We start from the raw sequence: 17,203 nt of genomic DNA on the forward strand, positions 1-17,203 counted from the left end.
GCCCGTCACCGACAATTTTTTTTGTATTGACGGTTGAAGTCGTCGGCCGCTATCGTCGAAGTATGTTCGAAGTCGTCGGGGTGGTCGAAGAGGCCGGTGCCGCCGAGGTGGCGCCTGAGCCGATTCGGGCGCGGCTGCCAGTGCCGCCGGTGGAGTCGGTGGAGCTGGCGAAGCCGCACTCGGCGACCGGCCCGGCGGCGATCACCGGCTCATCGTCGCCATCCACCCGAGTCTGAGCTCGGACACCGTGCCGCGGATCGACGCGGGCGGCAATGACACCAAGGAGTCCTGCATGTCGCACGAGTTCCGTCTCACCCATGACCTCGACCTCCAGGCCACCCCCGAGCAGGTCTGGGAGGCGATCGCGACCGGCCCCGGCGTCGACTCGTGGTTCATGGGCAAGAACGAGATCGAGCCCCGCGAGGGCGGTACGGCGTCCATGGAGATGCCCGGCTTCACCGGTGAGTCCACGATCACCGCCTGGGAGCCCCCGCACCGGTTCGCCTACCGCGGGACGCCCGGCGAGGACGGCGCGTTCATGGCGTTCGAATATCTCGTCGAGGGCCGTGACGGTGGCGGCACCGTGCTGAGGTTCGTGCACAGCGGCGTCCTGACCGGCGACTGGGAGGCGGAGTACGACGCGCTCCGCAAGGGCAACCCGCTCTACCTGCGGACCCTCGCCCGGTATCTGGAGCACTTCCCGGGCCGCACCGCCGTTCCGGTCGCCGCGTTCGGCCCGCAGCAGCCCGACCAGGACGTGGTCTGGGCCGGGCTCACCCGCGCGGTCGGCCTGTCCGAGCAGGTCAGCGAGGGTGACAAGGTGCACTTCACGGTCGCGGGCCAGACCGTCGACGGCGTGGTCGACACGGTGCTCGCCCCCGGTTTCCTGGGGGTGCGGACCGACGACGCGCTGTTGCGGTTCGTCGGAGGCGGTGGCGTCATCATGACCGGCCACCACATCTTCGCCGACGTCGACCCGGCCGACGCCGAGCGGACCTGGGGCGCGTGGCTCGCGTCCGTCTACGCCTGAGCCGCTCGCTCCGCCGCCGTCCAGGCACGGGTCCTCGAAGGGGCGTCCGCCCGAGCCGCCGCCCGCCGCCCTTTCACCGAGGGGCGGCGGGCGGCGGACGTACGGCGTGGTCGGCGACTTCGGCCCGCCGCGCCGGGGCGGCGCCTCGTGCCGGTCACCGGCGGACGGCATCGAGGGGGCGGGTCGAGGGGGGACGGCGGCCGGGGCCGTGGCCTCCCCGGCCACAGCACGGCGACGGTGGCGATCGCGGAGATCGTCAGCAGGACGCCCAGCAGGAATTCGGGAAGCGCGGTGATCGACATCGAGTCCTCCTCCGACCTCGCGGTGATCACGTGACGACGAGGACGAAGGTCTTCCCACACCCCCGGGTCCCCCGGGGGCCACCCCGCCGGGTCCCCCCGCGTGCGGGGACCGTGCTGACGATCGGGGTGTCGGACGGTGGGTACTCCCCTCCGTGCTGATTCCACTATTCGCGCGGTTCGGGCCCCAGTCAAATATCCCCGGGGTAGAAGACCGCACGTGGGCCGGTCTAACCTGGGACCACGAGGGGAGTACTTCCCAAGAGCCGATCCGGTCAGTACGGACGTTTCGCAACGTCCCCGGACGGCCGCCCGTGGGTGCGGGCGAAGGAGACCTCGAACAGCCGAGCGCGTTCGAGGAGGGTTCATGCCCGCTGAGACTGTCCTGCCAGCAGTAGATCTTGAAACGATCGGTTCACCGCAACTGTGGACGATCACCGTGGCCGCCCTGATGTTGCTGCTGGCCGTGGACTTCGCGGTGACCCGGCGCCCGCACGAGGTGCGGATGCGCGAGGCGGTGGGCTGGTCGATCTTCTACCTGGCACTGCCGCTGATCTTCGGCGTCTACGTGTGGGGGGCCTTCGGGTCCGACGTGGCGACGGAGTTCTTCACCGGCTACGTGGTGGAGAAGTCACTGTCGGTCGACAACCTGTTCGTGTTCATGCTGCTGCTGTCGGCCTTCGCGGTCCCGGCCGCGCTGGCCCAGCGCGTCCTGCTGTACGGCATCGTCGGAGCCCTGGTGCTGCGCGCGATCTTCATCGCGCTGGGGGCGGCCGTCCTGCAGAGCGGCACCTGGGCGTTCCTGCTGTTCGGCGGGATACTGATCGTCACCGCCTGGAAGATCCTCAAGGACGCGCTGGGCGGGCAGGAGCACAAGGTCGACATCTCCGCCATGCGCTCGGTCCGGCTGCTGCGGCGCTTCATGCCGGTCACCGAGGACTACCACGGCTCCCGCCTGGTCGTCCGCCAGGACGGCCGCCGCGCCCTGACCCCGCTGGCGCTGGCCATCGTGGCCGTCTTCGCCACCGACATCGTCTTCGCCGTCGACTCGGTGCCCGCGGTGTACGGCGTCACCGAGGACCCCTTCATCGTCTTCGCCACCAACGCCTTCGCCCTGCTGGGCCTGCGGGCGCTCTACTTCGTGCTCATGGGCGTCCTGACGAAGCTGCGCCACCTGAACCACGGGCTCAGCGTCATCCTGGCCTTCATCGGGATCAAGCTCGTCCTGCACTGGGCGCACGGCATCTGGGCGTGGGTCCCGGAGATCCCCACCCTGGCCTCGCTGGGGGTCATCATCGCCGTCCTGGTCACCGTCACGATCACGAGCGTGCTCGCCAACCGCCGCGACGCGAAGCCCGCCTCCTCACCCGCCGACCGCGAGCTCTCACCCGCGGAACGCGAAACCCGCTCGCGGTCGACGCCCTGACACCACAGGCCGGGACCTTCCCGGAAGGCGCGGTGGCGGCGCACCCTCGTGCGGGCACCGACCTGTGGCGGGTGAAGCCGAGGTCGCCTCTTCACCGGTGGCGGAAACCGGTGAAGAGGTGACCGTCAGGCCGCCGTCATCGGTAGCGGAAGCCGTCGAAGAAGCGGCGGAAGACGCCGCCGACGCGGGGCAGGGGCTCGGCCGGTGGTGGCGCCTGCGCGCGCTGCCTGGCGATGGGCTGGTCGTAGTCGGTCCGCGCGATGGCGTCGAGGACCTGCTGCTCGTCGAAGTCCTCGGACCCCTCGATCACGGGGACGAAACCGACCAGCATCCCGTTGCGCATCACCTGGGCTTCGAGGCCCGCGGTGCCGTCGGTGTCCCACTCGGCCTCGCGCCCGTCGGGCAGTGACACGCGTATCCCGAACTGATACACGCCGACCCTCGCCAGGTGCCCGTCTATGCCACGATCGCGCAGCGCGTCAACGATGCGTCGTGCCCGGTTCTCTTCCACCCCTCCCAGGATAGGTCGGCCGGATCCCGTCCGGCGGAGTCCGACGGCGGCCGGTGAACCGGAGGATCCCTCACTCCGAGTCCGTGGCGGACAGTAACCCATCCAAAATGGCGTGATAACACATATATCGCATGCTTTGCGGGTGATTACGTGCGCCCAGCCGGGCGACAGGCAGCCGCAGACCCGCGCGCCCTGATTCCCCGGCTCACGACCGGTCCCGCCTCGCGTCCGCCACCTCCGGGTGGGCGCGGGGCGGGCCGCTGTATGCGCAAGAAGATCGGCCTGGCCACCGCCCTGCTGCACGCGCCGAGGCTGCTCGTGCTCGACGAGCACCCGGTATCCACCGGATCCTGCGCGGTTTCGTGGCCGGTTATCTCAAGGTGCCGGAGAGCCCGACGCGCGTGGTTCCTGGCCCTCTACCTGCCGTCGTGGCTGCAGTGGCCCACGATCGTGTTCATGGTCCTGCTGGGGGTGGCCGTCTACACGACGGGCGCGGTCCTCTCCTACCGCAGAGGGAAGGCTCCGACGGTCAGCGGTGAACTCGGTGGCGAACTCAGCGCTGAACTCAGTGGTGAACGATGAGCCACGTCGCGACGGCGGTGACGGTCTCCGAGCGGTTGCCGATGATGTGGGGGCGGCTGCACGGGAAGGTGATGGAGTCGCCCTCGGCGAGGGTGACGACCTCCGACTCGAAGTCGATGGTCAGCTCACCCCGGGTCACGGTCCCGACCTCGTACCCCTCGTGCTTGAGGAAGTGGCCGTGGGCGTTGGAGATCGAGCCCGGCGGATAGGTCGACTCGAAGAACTCGACGTCGGGTGAGGGCGTGGGCGAGAGCCTGCGGAAGGTGATGCCGCCGCTCAGCCGGATGGGGGCGACCTCCCACGAGCGCCGGATGGCGAACCGTCCGGCGGGTGTGTCCTGCCCCGCCGGGTCGGCTCCGGCCACCTCCGTGGTGTCGAACACGGCCGCGAGCGGCACGCCGATCGCGGACACGAAGGCGATGAGCCTGCTGACGGACGGCCGCATCGTGCCGAGCTCGATCTGGGAGACCGCGCTGGCCGAGATGCCGAGCTCGCGCGCCAGGGCGCGCAGCGACATTCCCGACCGGAGCCGCAGCTCGCGGAGCCTCCGGCCGAGGTGCTCGTTCGTGATCGCCTCGATCTCCACGCCGGGTTCCGGGGTCATGGCTGTCACGGCCTCCACACCAATTGTCACGAGGGGGTACGGGGAGACGCTCCGGCCGTCACGGCCTTCACATCAATTGTCACAAGGCCTTTACGCGGGCGAAATTAGGGCTCGGGTGTCAAGGCATACATTGACGGCAGCTGTTAAGTGACCACTTAACAGCCCACGCCACAGCCTCAGCCACAGCTCCCGCGGCGACCTCAGCCAAGCCCGCGCCGCGGCCCGTCACGTGACTCCGACCGGTCGCCACGGCCCCGCCGACACGCCATTCTCGCCGATCCTCCGAAGCCGATCCCCGAGCTGATCTCCGACCCGATCACCGGGCCGGTTCTCCGAGCTGATCTCCGACCCGATCACCGGGCCGGTTCTCCGAGCCGAGCCCCGCGTCGATCCCCGAGCCGACTCCTGGGCCGAGCCCCGAGTCGAGTCCCGAGCATCTTCCGCTTTGGCACACCCGCGCGCGGGACACACCGGTTCCCGCACCGTACCCCCCACGGAAGCCGACAATGACCGAACACAGCGCACCGTCCCAGCCGAAACTACACGACGTCGTCGAGGCGGCAGGCATGCCCGTCGGCGCCGGTCTCGTCAAGCCCGGCTACGACCCCCGGCTCGCGAACGAGGACCTGGCCCCGCTCCGCGAGCAGACGTGGTCCTCGTACAACATCTTCGCCTTCTGGATGTCCGACGTGCACAGCGTCGGCGGCTACGTCACCGCGGGCAGCCTGTTCGCCCTCGGGCTGGCGAGCTGGCAGGTCCTGTTCGCCCTGCTCGTGGGCATCGTCATCGTGAACGTGTTCTGCAACCTGGTCGCCAAGCCGAGCCAGGTCACCGGCGTGCCGTACCCGGTCATCAACCGGGCGATCTTCGGGGTGCGCGGCGCGAACATCCCCGCCGTCATCCGCGGGCTCATCGCGATCGCCTGGTACGGGGTGCAGACCTACCTCGCCTCCCAGTCGCTCATCATCATCTTCCTCAAGTTCTGGCCCGCGTCGGCGTCGCTGAACGAGGGCGGCTTCCTCGGCCTGTCCCCGCTCGGCTACATCTGCTACGCGATCCTCTGGGTGGCCCAGGCGGCCGTGTTCTGGAAGGGCATGGAGGCGATCAGGCGGTTCATCGACTGGGCCGGGCCCGCCGTGTACGTCGTCATGGTCGTGCTCGCCGTCTATCTGGTCAGCCAGGCGGGCTGGGAGAACATCAGCCTGGATCTCTCCGGGGGCGAGAGCCTCGACTTCGGCGCGTCCATCCCGGTCATGCTCGGCGCGATCGCCCTCGTCGTCTCGTACTTCTCCGGACCGATGCTGAACTTCGGTGACTTCTCCCGGTACGGGAGGTCGTTCGCGTCGGTGAAGAAGGGCAACCTCCTCGGGCTGCCGGTCAACTTCCTGTTCTTCTCGCTGCTCACGGTGGTCACCGCGTCGGCGACCGTGCCCGTGTTCGGCGAGCTCATCACCGACCCCATCCACACGGTCGAGCGCATCGGCACGCCGTTCGCGATCCTGCTGGGCGGGCTCACCTTCGTCATCGCGACCATCGGCATCAACATCGTCGCGAACTTCATCTCCCCGGCGTTCGACTTCTCCAACGTGAACCCGCAGAAGATCAGCTGGCGGACCGGCGGCATGATCGCGGCGGTCGGCTCCGTGCTGCTCACGCCGTGGAACTGGTACAGCAACCCGGACGCCATCCACTACACGCTCGGCATCCTCGGCGCCCTGATCGGGCCGCTGTTCGGGATCCTGATCTCCGGCTACTACATCGTGAGCCGCCAGCGGGTGTGGGTGGACGACATGTTCACCCTCGAACCGACGGGCCGCTACTTCTTCCGGGGCGGCTACAACCCCAACGCGGTCTGGGCGACGGTGCTCAGCGGGGTCCCCGCGATCGCGTCGGTGCTGGTGCCGAAGATGCTGCTCGACCTGGGGCTCACCACGTCCGACGCGACGTGGATCGGCGACTACAGCTGGTTCGTCGGCTGCGGGCTCGGGTTCGTGGCGTTCACCGTACTGGAACGGATGTCGCCGAGGATCGGCGGTCTCGACCGGGACACCGAGCGGGTGTCGGACGGCACGGCCCTGGCCGGTTGATGACCCCCATCGGGATCCGGGTGATCAATCCCAACACCGCCCGGGCCATGACCGAGAGCATCGGCCGGTGCGCCCGGGCGGTCGCGGCGCCGTCCACCGTCGTCACGGCCGTCAACCCGGCCATGGGCCCCGAGTCGATCGAGAGCCACTACGACGAGGCCCTGGCCGTGCCGGGCCTGCTGGCGGAGATCGCGGCGGGCGAGGCGGCCGGGGCGGACGGGTACGTCATCGCCTGCTTCGGTGACCCCGGCCTCGACGCCGCCCGCGAGCTGGCCTCGGGGCCGGTGGTCGGGATCGCCGAGGCGGCCATGCACGCCGCCGTCCTGGTCGGCCGGAGCTTCAGCGTCGTGACGACCCTCGCCAGGACCACGGGCCGGGCGTGGGACCTCGCCACCCGGTACGGTTTCGCGGGCGCGTGCCGGGGGGTGCACGCCTGCGACATTCCCGTACTGGAGCTGGACGACCCGGCCTCGGACGCGCGGAAGGTGGTGACCGCCCTCTGCGCCGAGACCGTGGAGCGGGACGGATGCGACTCGATCGTGCTCGGCTGCGCGGGCATGGCCTCGTTCTGCGCGGACGTCTCCCGCGCGGTCGGCGTCCCCGTGATCGACGGCGTGGCCGTGGCGACCAAGCTCGTCGAGTCGCTGGTCTCCCTCGGCCTGCGGACGAGCACCCGGGGCGAGTTCGCCCCTCCCGGCCCCAAGAGGTACACGGGCCTGCTGCGCGACTTCTCCGTCTGACGCTCCCCGCGATCGCCCGGCGCCCCGGCCGAGCGGGCCCCAGAAGTGAGGGCTACGGGGGCGGGCGCAGTGTCGTCGCGGTGTCCTGGAGGGCGTTCAGCAGGGGGACGAGCAGGGGGTGCCGTTCCGCGCCCCGGCGTACGGCGGTGAAGACGCGGCGCTCGGGGCCGGGCACCGGGCGGATCACCACGCCGGACGGATCGGTGCCCCGCAGGGCCAGGCGCGGCACCATCGCCACCCCGGCCCCGGCGGCGGCCAGCGCGACCACCGCGCTGAAGTCGTCGGAGGAGTGGGCGAACTCGGGGGTGAAGCCCGCGTGCTCGCAGGCCAGGGCGATCACGTCGTGGCAGGGATTGCCCGGGTAGGGGCCGATCCAGGTCTCGCCCGACAGGTCCGCGACCGTCACCTCGCTCCCCGAGAGGCGATGGCCCCGGGGAAGCACCAGGTCGAACGGCTCGGAGTAGAGCGGGATGCGCGACAGCCGCCGGTCGTCCTCGGCCGGGGCGCCCCGGTACTCCACGGCCACGGCCGCGTCCACCGTGCCGTCCAGGACCATGGTCAGGCTCTGGTCGCCCTCGGCGTCCAGGACGCGCACCCGGATGCCGGGCTCCTTCTCCCGCAGGGCGCCGACGGCGGGAGCCACGACCAGGCCGATCGCGGTGGCGAAGGAGGCCAGCTTCACCTCGCCCGCCGTACCGGCCGTGTAGGCGGCGATGTCGGCCCCGGCCCGCTCCAACTGGGCGAGGATCTCGTTGGCGTGGTCGAGAAGGATGCGCCCGACGGCGGTGAGCCGCACGCCCCGGCCGTCGCGGTCGAGCAGCCGGTGGCCCACCTCGTGTTCCAGGGCGACGAGCTGCTGGGAGACCGCCGAGGGGGTGAGGTGCAGCGCGGCGGCGGCCGCGGTGACCGTGCGGTGGTCGGCCACCGCACGCAGGGTTCTGAGCCGCCGCGTGTCTATCACCTCTGTATTCTCGCCGAGGTTGCCGATGAACTGCGACAAATGCCCTTTTGTCGGTCATTGGCGAGTGCTTGATCACGGGCCGTTGTCACGGGTACCCCGCCCGCGGGCCGGTGGTCAGCCTCGGGCGGCGGCGAAGGCCGCCAGGGCGCGGTCGACGTCCTCGGTGGTGTGGGCCGCGGACAGCTGGACCCGGATGCGGGCCTGGCCGTTCGGGACCACGGGGTAGGAGAAGCCGATCACGTAGACGCCCAGTTCGAGCAGGCGTTCGGCCATCGCGGCGGCCTCGGCGGCGTCGCCGATCATCACCGGGACGATGGGGTGGTCACCGGGCAGGATGTCGAACCCGGCCTCGGTCATGCCGGTGCGGAACCGCTCGGTGTTGGCGCGCAGCCGCGTCCGCGCCTCGTCCGAGCCGCTGATCAGGTCGAGGACGCGCAGCGAGGCGGCGGCGATCACCGGGGCGAGGGAGTTGGAGAACAGGTAGGGGCGCGAGCGCTGGCGGAGCAGCTCGCAGATCTCCTTGCGCGCCGCCACGTAGCCGCCGCTGGCCCCGCCGAGCGCTTTGCCGAGCGTGCCGGTGAGGATGTCGACCCGGTCCCGTACGCCGTGCAGCTCGGGGGTGCCCCCGCCGTGCTCGCCGACGAAACCGACGGCGTGCGAGTCGTCGACCATCACCATGGCCCCGTACCGCTCCGCGAGGTCGCAGATCTCGCCCAGCGGCGCGACGTAGCCGTCCATGGAGAAGACGCCGTCGGTGACGATCAGCCTGCGCCGGGCGTCGGCGGACTCCTTGAGCCGCGCTTCCAGCTCGGCCATGTCGCGGTTGGCGTAGCGCAGGCGCCGCGCCTTGGACAGGCGGATGCCGTCGATGACGCTCGCGTGGTTGAGCGCGTCGGAGATCACCGCGTCGCGGTCGTCGAGCAGCGTCTCGAACACGCCGCCGTTGGCGTCGAAGCACGAGCTGTACAGGACGGTGTCCTCCTGGCCGAGGAACTCCGACAGCCGCGCCTCCAGCTCCTTGTGCACCTCCTGGGTGCCGCAGATGAAGCGGACCGACGCCATGCCGAAGCCCCAGCGGTCGAGGGCATCCTGCGCGGCGGCGACCACCTCGGGATGGTCGGCCAGGCCGAGGTAGTTGTTGGCGCAGAAGTTGAGAACCTCGCCGCCGCCCGCGACCGCGATCCCGGCGCGCTGCGGGGTGGTGATGACCCGCTCGGGCTTGAGCAGCCCGGCCTCGGCGATCTCGTTCAGGGTCGTACGGAAGTCGTCGCGGAGATTGTCGAACATCAGGCGGTCCAATCCGAGGTGGTCGTGCCGGTTCCGCTGTGGACGGTGCCGGACATCAGGCCGTCCAATCCAGGATGATCTTGCCGGTCCTGCCCCCGGCAGCGGTGTCGAAGGCCGCGTCGAAGTCGCGGTAGGAGAAGCGGTCGGTGATCACGGGGGAGAGGTCGAGGCCCTTCTCCAGGAGCACGGACATGGCGTACCACGTCTCGTACATCTCCCGGCCGTAGATGCCCTTGAGGGTGATCATCGAGGTCACGACCGTCGCGAAGTCGACGGCGAACTCCTCGGCGGGCAGGCCGAGCATCGCGATCTTCCCGCCGTGCGACATGGAGGCGATCATGTCGCGGAGCGCCTTCGGGTTGCCGGACATCTCCAGGCCCACGTCGAAGCCCTCGCGCATGCCCAGGCCGTCCATGCCCTCCTGGACGGACGTCTCGGCGACGTTCAGGGCCAGGGTGACCCCGAGCTTGCGGGCCAGCTCCAGCCGCTCCGGGCTGACGTCGGTGACGACCACGTTGCGGGCGCCCACGTGGGTGGCCACCGCGGCGGCCATCAGGCCGATCGGCCCGGCGCCGGAGATCAGCACGTCCTCGCCGACCATCGGGAACGTCAGGGCGGTGTGCACCGCGTTGCCGAACGGGTCGAAGATCGCGGCCACGTCGAGGTCGACCGGGACCCGGTGCACCCAGACGTTGGAGGCCGGGAGCGTCACGTACTCGGCGAAGGCGCCGTCGCGGTTCACCCCCAGCCCGATCGTGCTGCGGCACAGGTGCCGCCGTCCGGCCATGCAGTTGCGGCACTTGCCGCAGACCAGGTGTCCCTCGCCGCTGACCAGGTCGCCGGGGGCGATGTCCTCCACGCCCGGCGCCACCTCGACGACCTCGCCGCAGAACTCGTGGCCGATGACGAGCGGTGTGCGCAGCGTCTGCCGGGCCCACGCGTCGAAACTCCGGATGTGCAGGTCCGTGCCGCAGATTCCGGTGCGCAGCACCCTGATCAGCACCTCACCGGGGCCGACGGACGGTTCCGGCACGTCCGCCAGCCACAGGCCGGGTTCGGCCCTCTCCTTGACCAGCGCCTTCATAGCGGATCCCCCCTCAGTTCCGACCATACGCACTGTGCCCGGTCGCCTTCGGGGGTGTCCATCGCGGTTTTCTTAACCCCACCCACAGCGTTGCTTCACGCCAGGCTTCCGAGACCTGTCGATGTACCCGGGCCTTTGCCATCAAATCGGACAGGTGTCATCGGGCTCGGCGACGACCGGTTCCGGGTCGGTTCCGGATCAGGGCCGGGAATCCGGCGCCCCTTTCCGGGCGGCGACTTTCACTGATTGCAGTTGGAATATATCGCTCGGTAATCGGCCGTACATCGCTCGTGCGGATGCTTGTGCAAATCACAAGGACTTGTGCAAATCACAGGGAAAGGTATGCCATGACCGATCAGCCGCACTTCGCTCCGCCCACGGTGGGCGACCAGGTTCCCGTCACGGGCCTCAAGGACTGGGCGTTCGGCGCCCGGACGCTGCTGGACGGGTTCCACAGGAGGATGACGATCCTGGACAGGGAGAAGGACGGTGTCGAGCTCCTGATGAGGAGGCTGGTGAGCCTGGAGTCCTCGATCATCGGCGGCACGGGCGAGGGGAGCGCGCGGAGGGCGTTCATCACGTGGGTGGAGGAGAACGACGGGGGTGGCTGGGCCTACTACCTGACGAGGAAGGCCGAGGCGGAACGCCAGAAGTCCGAGGAGCAGGCGAAGAGACGACATGAGCTGATCACCGCCAGTGCCTCGGCGGAGGCCGTCAAGCTGCGCAACAAGTACCCCCTGGGGAAGGGGGCCACGGTCGGCACGGTGATCGTGGGCCTCGCCGACACGATCACGGGCAAGACCTACACCGGCACCAGCGGCGCCTACGTCCTCGCGGACAAGCGGCACGCGGTCATGGAGGCGCTGCTGTCCGGCGTGCCCCAGGTGGAGGACTGGCCGGTGAACGCGTGCGCGGAGGTCGAGGCCATGAACAAGTTCCTCATCGCCAATAAGATCACGAAAAAGTCCGAGATCCAGGCAGGAACCCTCTACTTCCACGCTGAGACCTGGAACGACACGGGCCAGAAATGGCAGGCTCGCAGCGCCTGCAAGAACTGTGACGTGTGGCTGAAGAAGATCGACGCCTGCCGCATCTGAGGGTCCGCCCGTCCCTGTCGCGACGGGGACGGGGACGGGGACGGGCGGGCGCGAGGCTCAGGGGGCTCAGGGGGTGGTGCGGTGGTGCTCCTCCCGCGTCCCGGTTTCCGTTCCGAGGAGACCGTTGCCGGGAAGGTGCGCGGGGGGCGCGTTGAGCTGGCGGGGGCCCAGGTCGGCCTCGGCGGCCTCGGCGACCGCCTCGGCGGCGGCCTGCTCGGCCCGCTTCCGCTCCTCGGCCGCCGCCTCGTTGACCCTGGGGGCCTCGCGGACGGCCGCCGACTGCGGCAGCGCCTCGGTGAACGCCCTGGAGACGCCCTGGATCGCGGAGGTGACCTCGCTGGGGATCACCCAGAACGTGTTGTTCGGGCCCTTGGCCAGCTCGGGGAGCACCTGGAGGTACTGGTACGCCAGCAGCTTGGGGTCGGGGTCGTTGCGGTGCACGGCCTGGAAGACCTCGTCGATGGCCTGTGACTGGCCCTCGGCCTTGAGGATCGCGGCGCTCCGGTCACCCTCGGCCCGCAGGATCGCGCTCTGCTTGTCGCCCTCGGCGGTCAGGATCTGCGACTGCCGCTGGCCCTCGGCGTTGAGGATCGCGGCGCGCTTGTCCCGCTCGGCGCGCATCTGCTTCTCCATCGCCTCCTTGATGCTCTTGGGCGGGTCGATGGCCTTGATCTCCACCCGGTTGACCCGGATGCCCCACTTGCCGGTCGCCTCGTCGAGCACCCCGCGCAGCTGGCTGTTGATCGTGTCGCGGGAGGTCAGCGTCATCTCCAGGTCGAGCGAGCCGACGACGTTACGCAGCGTGGTGACCGTGAGCTGCTCCACGGCCTGGATGTAGTTGGCGATCTCGTACGCCGCCGCCCGGGGGTCGGTGACCTGGAAGTACAGAACCGTGTCGATCTCGACGACGAGGTTGTCCTCGGTGATCACCGGCTGGGGCTTGAAGGAGACGACCTGCTCGCGCAGGTCGATCATCGGATAGACCCGGTCGATGTACGGGATCACGAAGTTCAGGCCGGGCTTCAGCGTGCTGTGGTAGCGGCCGAGCCGCTCCACGTTGCGGGCCCGCGCCTGGGGGACGATGCGCACCGAACGGATCACGGTGAACACCGCCAGCAGGACGATGAGCAGTCCGGCTATGAGCAGAGCGTCCATGGTGTCACTCCCGTGGATACACGAGCGCGGTCGCGCCCTCGATCTCGATGACGTCGACGGTCGCCCCGGCCGGTATCACCAGGGTCTCGTCGTAGGCCCTGGCGGACCACTCCTCGCCGCCGATCCGGACCCGGCCGTCCCGGCCGGTGACCTCGCGCAGGACGTAGGCGGGCTTGCCCACGAGCGCCTGGATCCCGAACCGCTGGCCGCGGGGCTGCCGCATGGTGAGCTGGCGCCTGGCGATGGGCCGGACCACGACCACCCCGGTGACCAGGGAGGCGATGAACACCACGAGCTGGAGCGGGACCGGCAGCCCGAGCCCGGCGGCGACGGAGGTGATGAGGGCGGCACCCCCGAGCAGGCCGAGGGCAGTGGTCAGGGTGAGTATCTCGGCGATTCCCAGCGCCACCGCCAAGATCAACCAGATAACCCAATACTCCATGCTCCGGCCTCCTAGCTATACAACGCGCCGGACGTCCGGGAGGTTCCTTCTTCCACCGTATGTCCTTCGCCGGACCGCTGACAGGCCCGGCCTTTCTACCGCGCGGGCTCGATTCTTCCCGACACCTCGCCCAGGGTGATCACGGTTCCGCCGGGTCCCGGAGCGGTCGCGGTGATCGTGACGGTGTCCCCGTCCTCCAGGAAGGTCCTGGCCGAGCCGTCGGGCAGCTTCAGCGGCTCGGTCCCGTTCCAGGTCAGCTCGATCAGCGAACCGCGCTCGCCGGGCCCGGAGCCGGAGACCGTACCGCTGGCGTAGAGGTCGCCGGTACGCAGGGCGGCGCCGTTGACGGTCATGTGGGCGAGCATCTGGTCAGGCGTCCAGTACATGTCCCGGTACGGGGGACGGGAGACGACCTCACCGTTCACCGCGACCTCCAGGCGCAGGTCGAGCCCCCACGGCCCCTCGCGGCGCAGGTAGCCGAGCGGCTCGGGATCCTGCGGCCCGCCCTCGACGCGCGCCTCCGACAGGGCCGCGAGCGGGGTGATCCACGGCGATATCGAGGTGGCGAAGGACTTGCCGAGGAACGGGCCCAGCGGGACGTACTCCCATGCCTGGATGTCGCGGGCGCTCCAGTCGTTGACCAGGGTCACGCCGAACACGTGGTCCTCGAACCGCCCGGCCCGCTCGCCGAGGGCCGTCGGCGTGCCGACGACGAATCCCAGCTCCGCCTCGATGTCCAGTTTGGCGGACGGGCCGAAGATCCCCGCGCCGCGCTGCCCGGAGGGCCGGGTGACCGGGGTGCCGGACGCGACGACCGTCCCGGCCCTGCCGTGGTAGCCGACCGGCAGGTGCCGCCAGTTGGGCTTGAGCGGCTCCTCGTCGGGGCGGAACATCCGGCCCAGGTTGGAGGCGTGCTCCAGCGAGCAGTAGAAGTCGACGTAGTCGGCCACCTCGATCGGCAGGTGCAGTGTGACCCGGTCGAGCGGGACGAGGTGCGGCTCCACCACCGCCCGGTCGGTGCTCAGCTTGTTCTGGATCAGGGCCCGGGTGTCCCGCCACGCGGCCGGGCCCCTGGCCATGAAGGCGTTGAGCGAGCCGGTGGCGAACACCTCGTCGTGCAGGGCCCCGGCCAGGTCGACCACGTGGTCCCCGTACCGGACGCCGACGCGAGGGGTCTCCCCCTCGTGGCGGGAGAAGACTCCGTAGGGCAGGTTCTCCAGGCCCCAAGACATCACACGCTCTCCTCTTCCGTATCGGGGGTCGTCGTATCGGGGGCGGGCGGGCGGCGCGCGATCAGGCCCAGGGCCACCAGGTCCTCGATCGGGGTGTGCGTGTCGCACGATCCGTACGACACCAGCAGCTCCCTGGCGCGCGCCGCGACGTCGCCGGGCACGGCCTGCGCCAGCCGTACCAGCTCGCCGACGTCGGTCAGCTTCAGCACCGGCACCGGATCGCGGCCCTCCACGGCCGCGCAGACCGCGAGGACCAGGTTGAGGAAGCCGTGCCGGTCGACGCCCAGCGCGGGATCGAAGTGGCGGACCGCGTTGTGCAGCCCCGCGGTCGCCTTGAACGGTACGCCGTGCTCCGCGCAGTGCGCGATGAGGGCGCCCAGGTCGGCGGCGCCGGGAAAGGCTCCCGCGGTCAGCCCGCCGCAGCGGAACTTCAGGCCGGGGCCCGTACCGTCGCGGGGCAGGGAGGCGCGGTCGCCGGGGGACACCTCGACGAACAGCCGGGCACCACCGGGCAGCCGTCCGGCCAGCCGCTCCGACACGGCCCCGGGGGTCTCGCCCGGCCCCTGCCGTACCTCGACCAGCTCGACGGCGACGTCCCCGAGCGGCGGGACGTCGGGGGTGTCCAGGATCAGGCCGAGCCGGATCGGGAAGGTCAGGTGGTCACGAAGCTCCGCCAGGCGTGCGGCCGGGCAGAGGAACCGGTGGGTGAGCACCGGGTCGTTGCCCGCCAGGTCGTTCCTGTGCCGCTCCAGGGCCTCGGCCATCGGCAGCCCGGTCGGCGGGAACAGCCCGGCGTCGTCGACGAGTGCCCGGAAGAGCACCGACGTGCCCATGCCCACGTCGTTCACAGTCGCGCCCGTCCCCGTGCTCGTATGTGCGCTCATGGCCCTGTCCCTACCCCGTGCCGGGCCGGGGACCGTGTCGTGCCGCGTCTTTCGACGTGCCCACGCTCCCTTTCGACGTGACTACATCCACTTTCAACGTGCCCACGTCCACGCGTACGCCGGGTCCTCCACCGACAGCCCGGCCGGGCCCAGGTCGAGGGGGCGGAAGGTGTCGACCATCACGGCCAGCTCGCTCGTCCGGGTGTGGCCCTGCCTCACCGCCTCGATGACGGCCTCGACGGCACCCGGCTGCGGGCCGTGCGTGAAGCCCGCCGGGTGCAGCGAGACCGAGCCGACGTCGATGCCCGAGCCCCTGCGCGCGGTGTAGTCGCCGCCCGCGTAGAACATCAGCTCGTCGGAGTCGACGTTGTGGTGGTTGTACGGGATCGGGATCGCGTCCGGGTGGAAGTCGAGCGGCCGGGGGCAGAACGAGCAGATCACGAAGTTGGGACCCTCGAAGGTCTGGTGCACCGGCGGCGGGGCGTGGGTGCGCTTCACGATCGGCTCGAAGTCGTTGATGTTGAACGCGTACGGGTAGAGGCAGCCGTCCCAGCCGACCACGTCGAACGGGTGGTCGCGGTAGACCAGCCGGGTCAGCCCGCCGCGCGTGCGGACCAGCACCGGCACCTCCTCACCCTCGGCGATCAGAGGCTCCTGCGGGGTGCGCAGGTCACGCTCGGAGTAGGGGGCGTGCTCCAGGAACTGGCCGTACTTGGACAGGTAGCGCTTGGGCGGCCGGATGTGGCCCGCCGCCTCGATGGTGAACGCCGTGACGCGCCCGCGCGGCACCCAGCGGTGGATCGTCCCGGTGGGGACGACGACGTAGTCGCCCTCCCCGGCCTCGATCGCCCCGTACGTCGACTCGAACCTGACCTGTCCGCTCGCGATGTAGACGCACTCGTCGCCCATGGAGTTGCGGTAGAGGCCGCTGGGCTCCTCGCTCGCGGCGTACGACATGCGGACGTCGGCGTTCCCGGCGATCAGCCCGCGCCCGGAGACCAGGTCGCCCTCGGTCCGCAGGTCCTGGGTGCGCAGGTGGCGGGGGGAGAGGGGCACGTTGGGGCTGAGGTCTCTCGACGTGCCGGGCTCGACGGCCTCGGCCTTGATGATCGCCGTGGGGAGGTGGCGGTGGTAGAGCAGCGACGAGTCGCTGGAGAACCCCTCCTCGCCCATCAGCTCCTCGGCGTACAGCCCGCCGTCGGGCCGCCGGAACTGCACGTGCCGCTTGCGGGGTATCTCCCCCACGACCCGGTAGTACGGCATCCGCTTCTCCCAGCTCTGTCCGCTTATAGGACACCTACGTCCTTTATACGAACAACCATCTGCCAGGGGGGCGGAGATGTCAAACGTCGTCTCCGGGGGGGGTTGCGGTGATCGACGAAGGAAAAGTATCTTCACGTCAAGATATATGTGAGGGGTCGCGATGCTGCACCACGTCCTGCTGGCCTGCCCTCCCGGGAGCGAGCCGGTCCTGCGTGACTTCTACGAGGGCGTGCTCGGCCTGGCCGAGATCCCCAAGCCTCCCGCCCTCGCCACCCGGGGCGGGTGCTGGTTCCGTGGTCACGGCATCGAGCTGCACCTCGGCGTCGAGGACGACTTCCGTCCCGCTCGCAAGGCCCACCCGGGGCTCCTGGTCCGCGACCTCGACGAGTGGGCCAGGCGTCTGGGCGAGGCCGGTTACCCGGTCGACTTCGACGACGACTTCCCGGGGATGCGCCGCTTCCACAGCGAGGACCCCCACGGCAACCGTCTGGAGTTCCTCGAACCGCTCTCCTGAGCGCG

General features: G+C 70.1%; 18 protein-coding genes. 8 read left to right on the forward strand and 10 right to left on the reverse strand.

The features are described 5' to 3' along the window. Positions 1-62 precede the first annotated feature (62 nt). The 3 genes from ACW9TB_RS19260 (at position 63) to ACW9TB_RS19270 (ending at position 2,755) form a co-directional block, all read left to right on the forward strand. Entirely contained in the window at positions 63-236 is a 174-nt protein-coding gene (locus ACW9TB_RS19260) for a hypothetical protein (protein ID WP_472749384.1), read from the forward strand. Between the two features lie 56 nt (positions 237-292). Continuing rightward, positions 293-1,030 (forward strand): SRPBCC family protein, encoded by a 738-nt coding sequence (locus ACW9TB_RS19265; RefSeq protein WP_472749385.1) that lies wholly within the window; start codon positions 293-295, stop codon positions 1,028-1,030. A gap of 666 nt (positions 1,031-1,696) precedes the next feature. Beyond that, positions 1,697-2,755, forward strand: coding sequence for a TerC family protein (locus tag ACW9TB_RS19270; RefSeq protein WP_472749386.1), 1,059 nt, complete (start codon positions 1,697-1,699; stop codon positions 2,753-2,755). Between the two features lie 136 nt (positions 2,756-2,891). Here ACW9TB_RS19270 and ACW9TB_RS19275 read toward each other — a convergent pair whose 3' ends face one another. After that, entirely contained in the window at positions 2,892-3,266 is a 375-nt protein-coding gene (locus ACW9TB_RS19275) for a hypothetical protein (RefSeq protein ID WP_350969710.1), read from the reverse strand. A 264-nt stretch (positions 3,267-3,530) separates the two neighbouring features. Here ACW9TB_RS19275 and ACW9TB_RS19280 point away from each other — a divergent pair, with 264 nt between their 5' ends. After that, on the forward strand, positions 3,531-3,848 hold the full coding sequence (locus ACW9TB_RS19280; protein WP_472749483.1) for a hypothetical protein: 318 nt from the start codon (positions 3,531-3,533) through the stop codon (positions 3,846-3,848). On the opposite strand, the gene ACW9TB_RS19285 is transcribed toward ACW9TB_RS19280, so the two are convergent. Next, positions 3,832-4,452 carry a helix-turn-helix domain-containing protein gene (locus tag ACW9TB_RS19285; protein ID WP_472749387.1) on the reverse strand — a complete coding sequence of 207 codons (621 nt, stop codon included), beginning with the start codon at positions 4,450-4,452 and terminating at the stop codon, positions 3,832-3,834. The genes ACW9TB_RS19280 and ACW9TB_RS19285 overlap by 17 nt on opposite strands. A 506-nt stretch (positions 4,453-4,958) precedes the next feature. Between ACW9TB_RS19285 and ACW9TB_RS19290 the strand changes: the two genes are divergently transcribed. Beyond that, positions 4,959-6,539, forward strand: coding sequence for an NCS1 family nucleobase:cation symporter-1 (locus ACW9TB_RS19290; RefSeq protein ID WP_472749388.1), 1,581 nt, complete (start codon positions 4,959-4,961; stop codon positions 6,537-6,539). Beyond that, the gene (locus tag ACW9TB_RS19295; protein ID WP_472749389.1) at positions 6,539-7,279 is read left to right on the forward strand and encodes an aspartate/glutamate racemase family protein; all 741 of its coding nucleotides are present in this window, start codon (positions 6,539-6,541) and stop codon (positions 7,277-7,279) included. The genes ACW9TB_RS19290 and ACW9TB_RS19295 overlap by 1 nt, the downstream gene beginning before the upstream one ends. Positions 7,280-7,331: 52 nt before the next feature. Here the strand turns inward: ACW9TB_RS19295 and ACW9TB_RS19300 are convergent, their stop codons facing one another. The 3 genes from ACW9TB_RS19300 to tdh form a co-directional block, all read right to left on the reverse strand. Beyond that, complete coding sequence (locus ACW9TB_RS19300; protein WP_472749390.1) at positions 7,332-8,240, reverse strand: LysR family transcriptional regulator; 909 nt, start codon at positions 8,238-8,240, stop codon at positions 7,332-7,334. A gap of 114 nt (positions 8,241-8,354) precedes the next feature. Continuing rightward, complete coding sequence (locus ACW9TB_RS19305; protein ID WP_472749391.1) at positions 8,355-9,527, reverse strand: glycine C-acetyltransferase; 1,173 nt, start codon at positions 9,525-9,527, stop codon at positions 8,355-8,357. A gap of 55 nt (positions 9,528-9,582) precedes the next feature. Then, a complete protein-coding gene (gene tdh, locus ACW9TB_RS19310) occupies positions 9,583-10,611 on the reverse strand; it encodes an L-threonine 3-dehydrogenase (RefSeq protein ID WP_472749392.1) in 1,029 nt (342 codons plus the stop codon). A gap of 347 nt (positions 10,612-10,958) precedes the next feature. On the opposite strand from tdh, the gene ACW9TB_RS19315 reads away from it, so the two are divergent. Continuing rightward, the gene (locus ACW9TB_RS19315; RefSeq protein ID WP_472749393.1) at positions 10,959-11,708 is read left to right on the forward strand and encodes a hypothetical protein; all 750 of its coding nucleotides are present in this window, start codon (positions 10,959-10,961) and stop codon (positions 11,706-11,708) included. A gap of 66 nt (positions 11,709-11,774) precedes the next feature. On the opposite strand, the gene ACW9TB_RS19320 is transcribed toward ACW9TB_RS19315, so the two are convergent. The 5 genes from ACW9TB_RS19320 to ACW9TB_RS19340 form a co-directional block, all read right to left on the reverse strand. Next, positions 11,775-12,863, reverse strand: a complete 1,089-nt coding sequence (locus ACW9TB_RS19320) for an SPFH domain-containing protein (protein ID WP_472749394.1) — start codon at positions 12,861-12,863, stop codon at positions 11,775-11,777. A 4-nt stretch (positions 12,864-12,867) separates the two neighbouring features. After that, positions 12,868-13,305: an NfeD family protein gene (locus tag ACW9TB_RS19325; protein ID WP_472749395.1), complete on the reverse strand. Its 438-nt coding sequence runs from the start codon at positions 13,303-13,305 to the stop codon at positions 12,868-12,870. Between the two features lie 95 nt (positions 13,306-13,400). After that, positions 13,401-14,537 carry a fumarylacetoacetase gene (gene fahA, locus ACW9TB_RS19330; RefSeq protein ID WP_472749396.1) on the reverse strand — a complete coding sequence of 379 codons (1,137 nt, stop codon included), beginning with the start codon at positions 14,535-14,537 and terminating at the stop codon, positions 13,401-13,403. After that, positions 14,537-15,421, reverse strand: coding sequence for a hypothetical protein (locus ACW9TB_RS19335; protein ID WP_472749397.1), 885 nt, complete (start codon positions 15,419-15,421; stop codon positions 14,537-14,539). The genes fahA and ACW9TB_RS19335 overlap by 1 nt, the downstream gene beginning before the upstream one ends. Before the next feature lie 93 nt (positions 15,422-15,514). After that, positions 15,515-16,684, reverse strand: coding sequence for a homogentisate 1,2-dioxygenase domain-containing protein (locus ACW9TB_RS19340; protein ID WP_472749398.1), 1,170 nt, complete (start codon positions 16,682-16,684; stop codon positions 15,515-15,517). 160 nt (positions 16,685-16,844) lie between these two features. Between ACW9TB_RS19340 and ACW9TB_RS19345 the strand changes: the two genes are divergently transcribed. Beyond that, positions 16,845-17,198, forward strand: a complete 354-nt coding sequence (locus ACW9TB_RS19345) for a VOC family protein (protein ID WP_472749399.1) — start codon at positions 16,845-16,847, stop codon at positions 17,196-17,198. Positions 17,199-17,203: the final 5 nt, after the last annotated feature.

It is taken from the genome of Streptosporangium sp. H13245 (genome assembly GCF_055690525.1).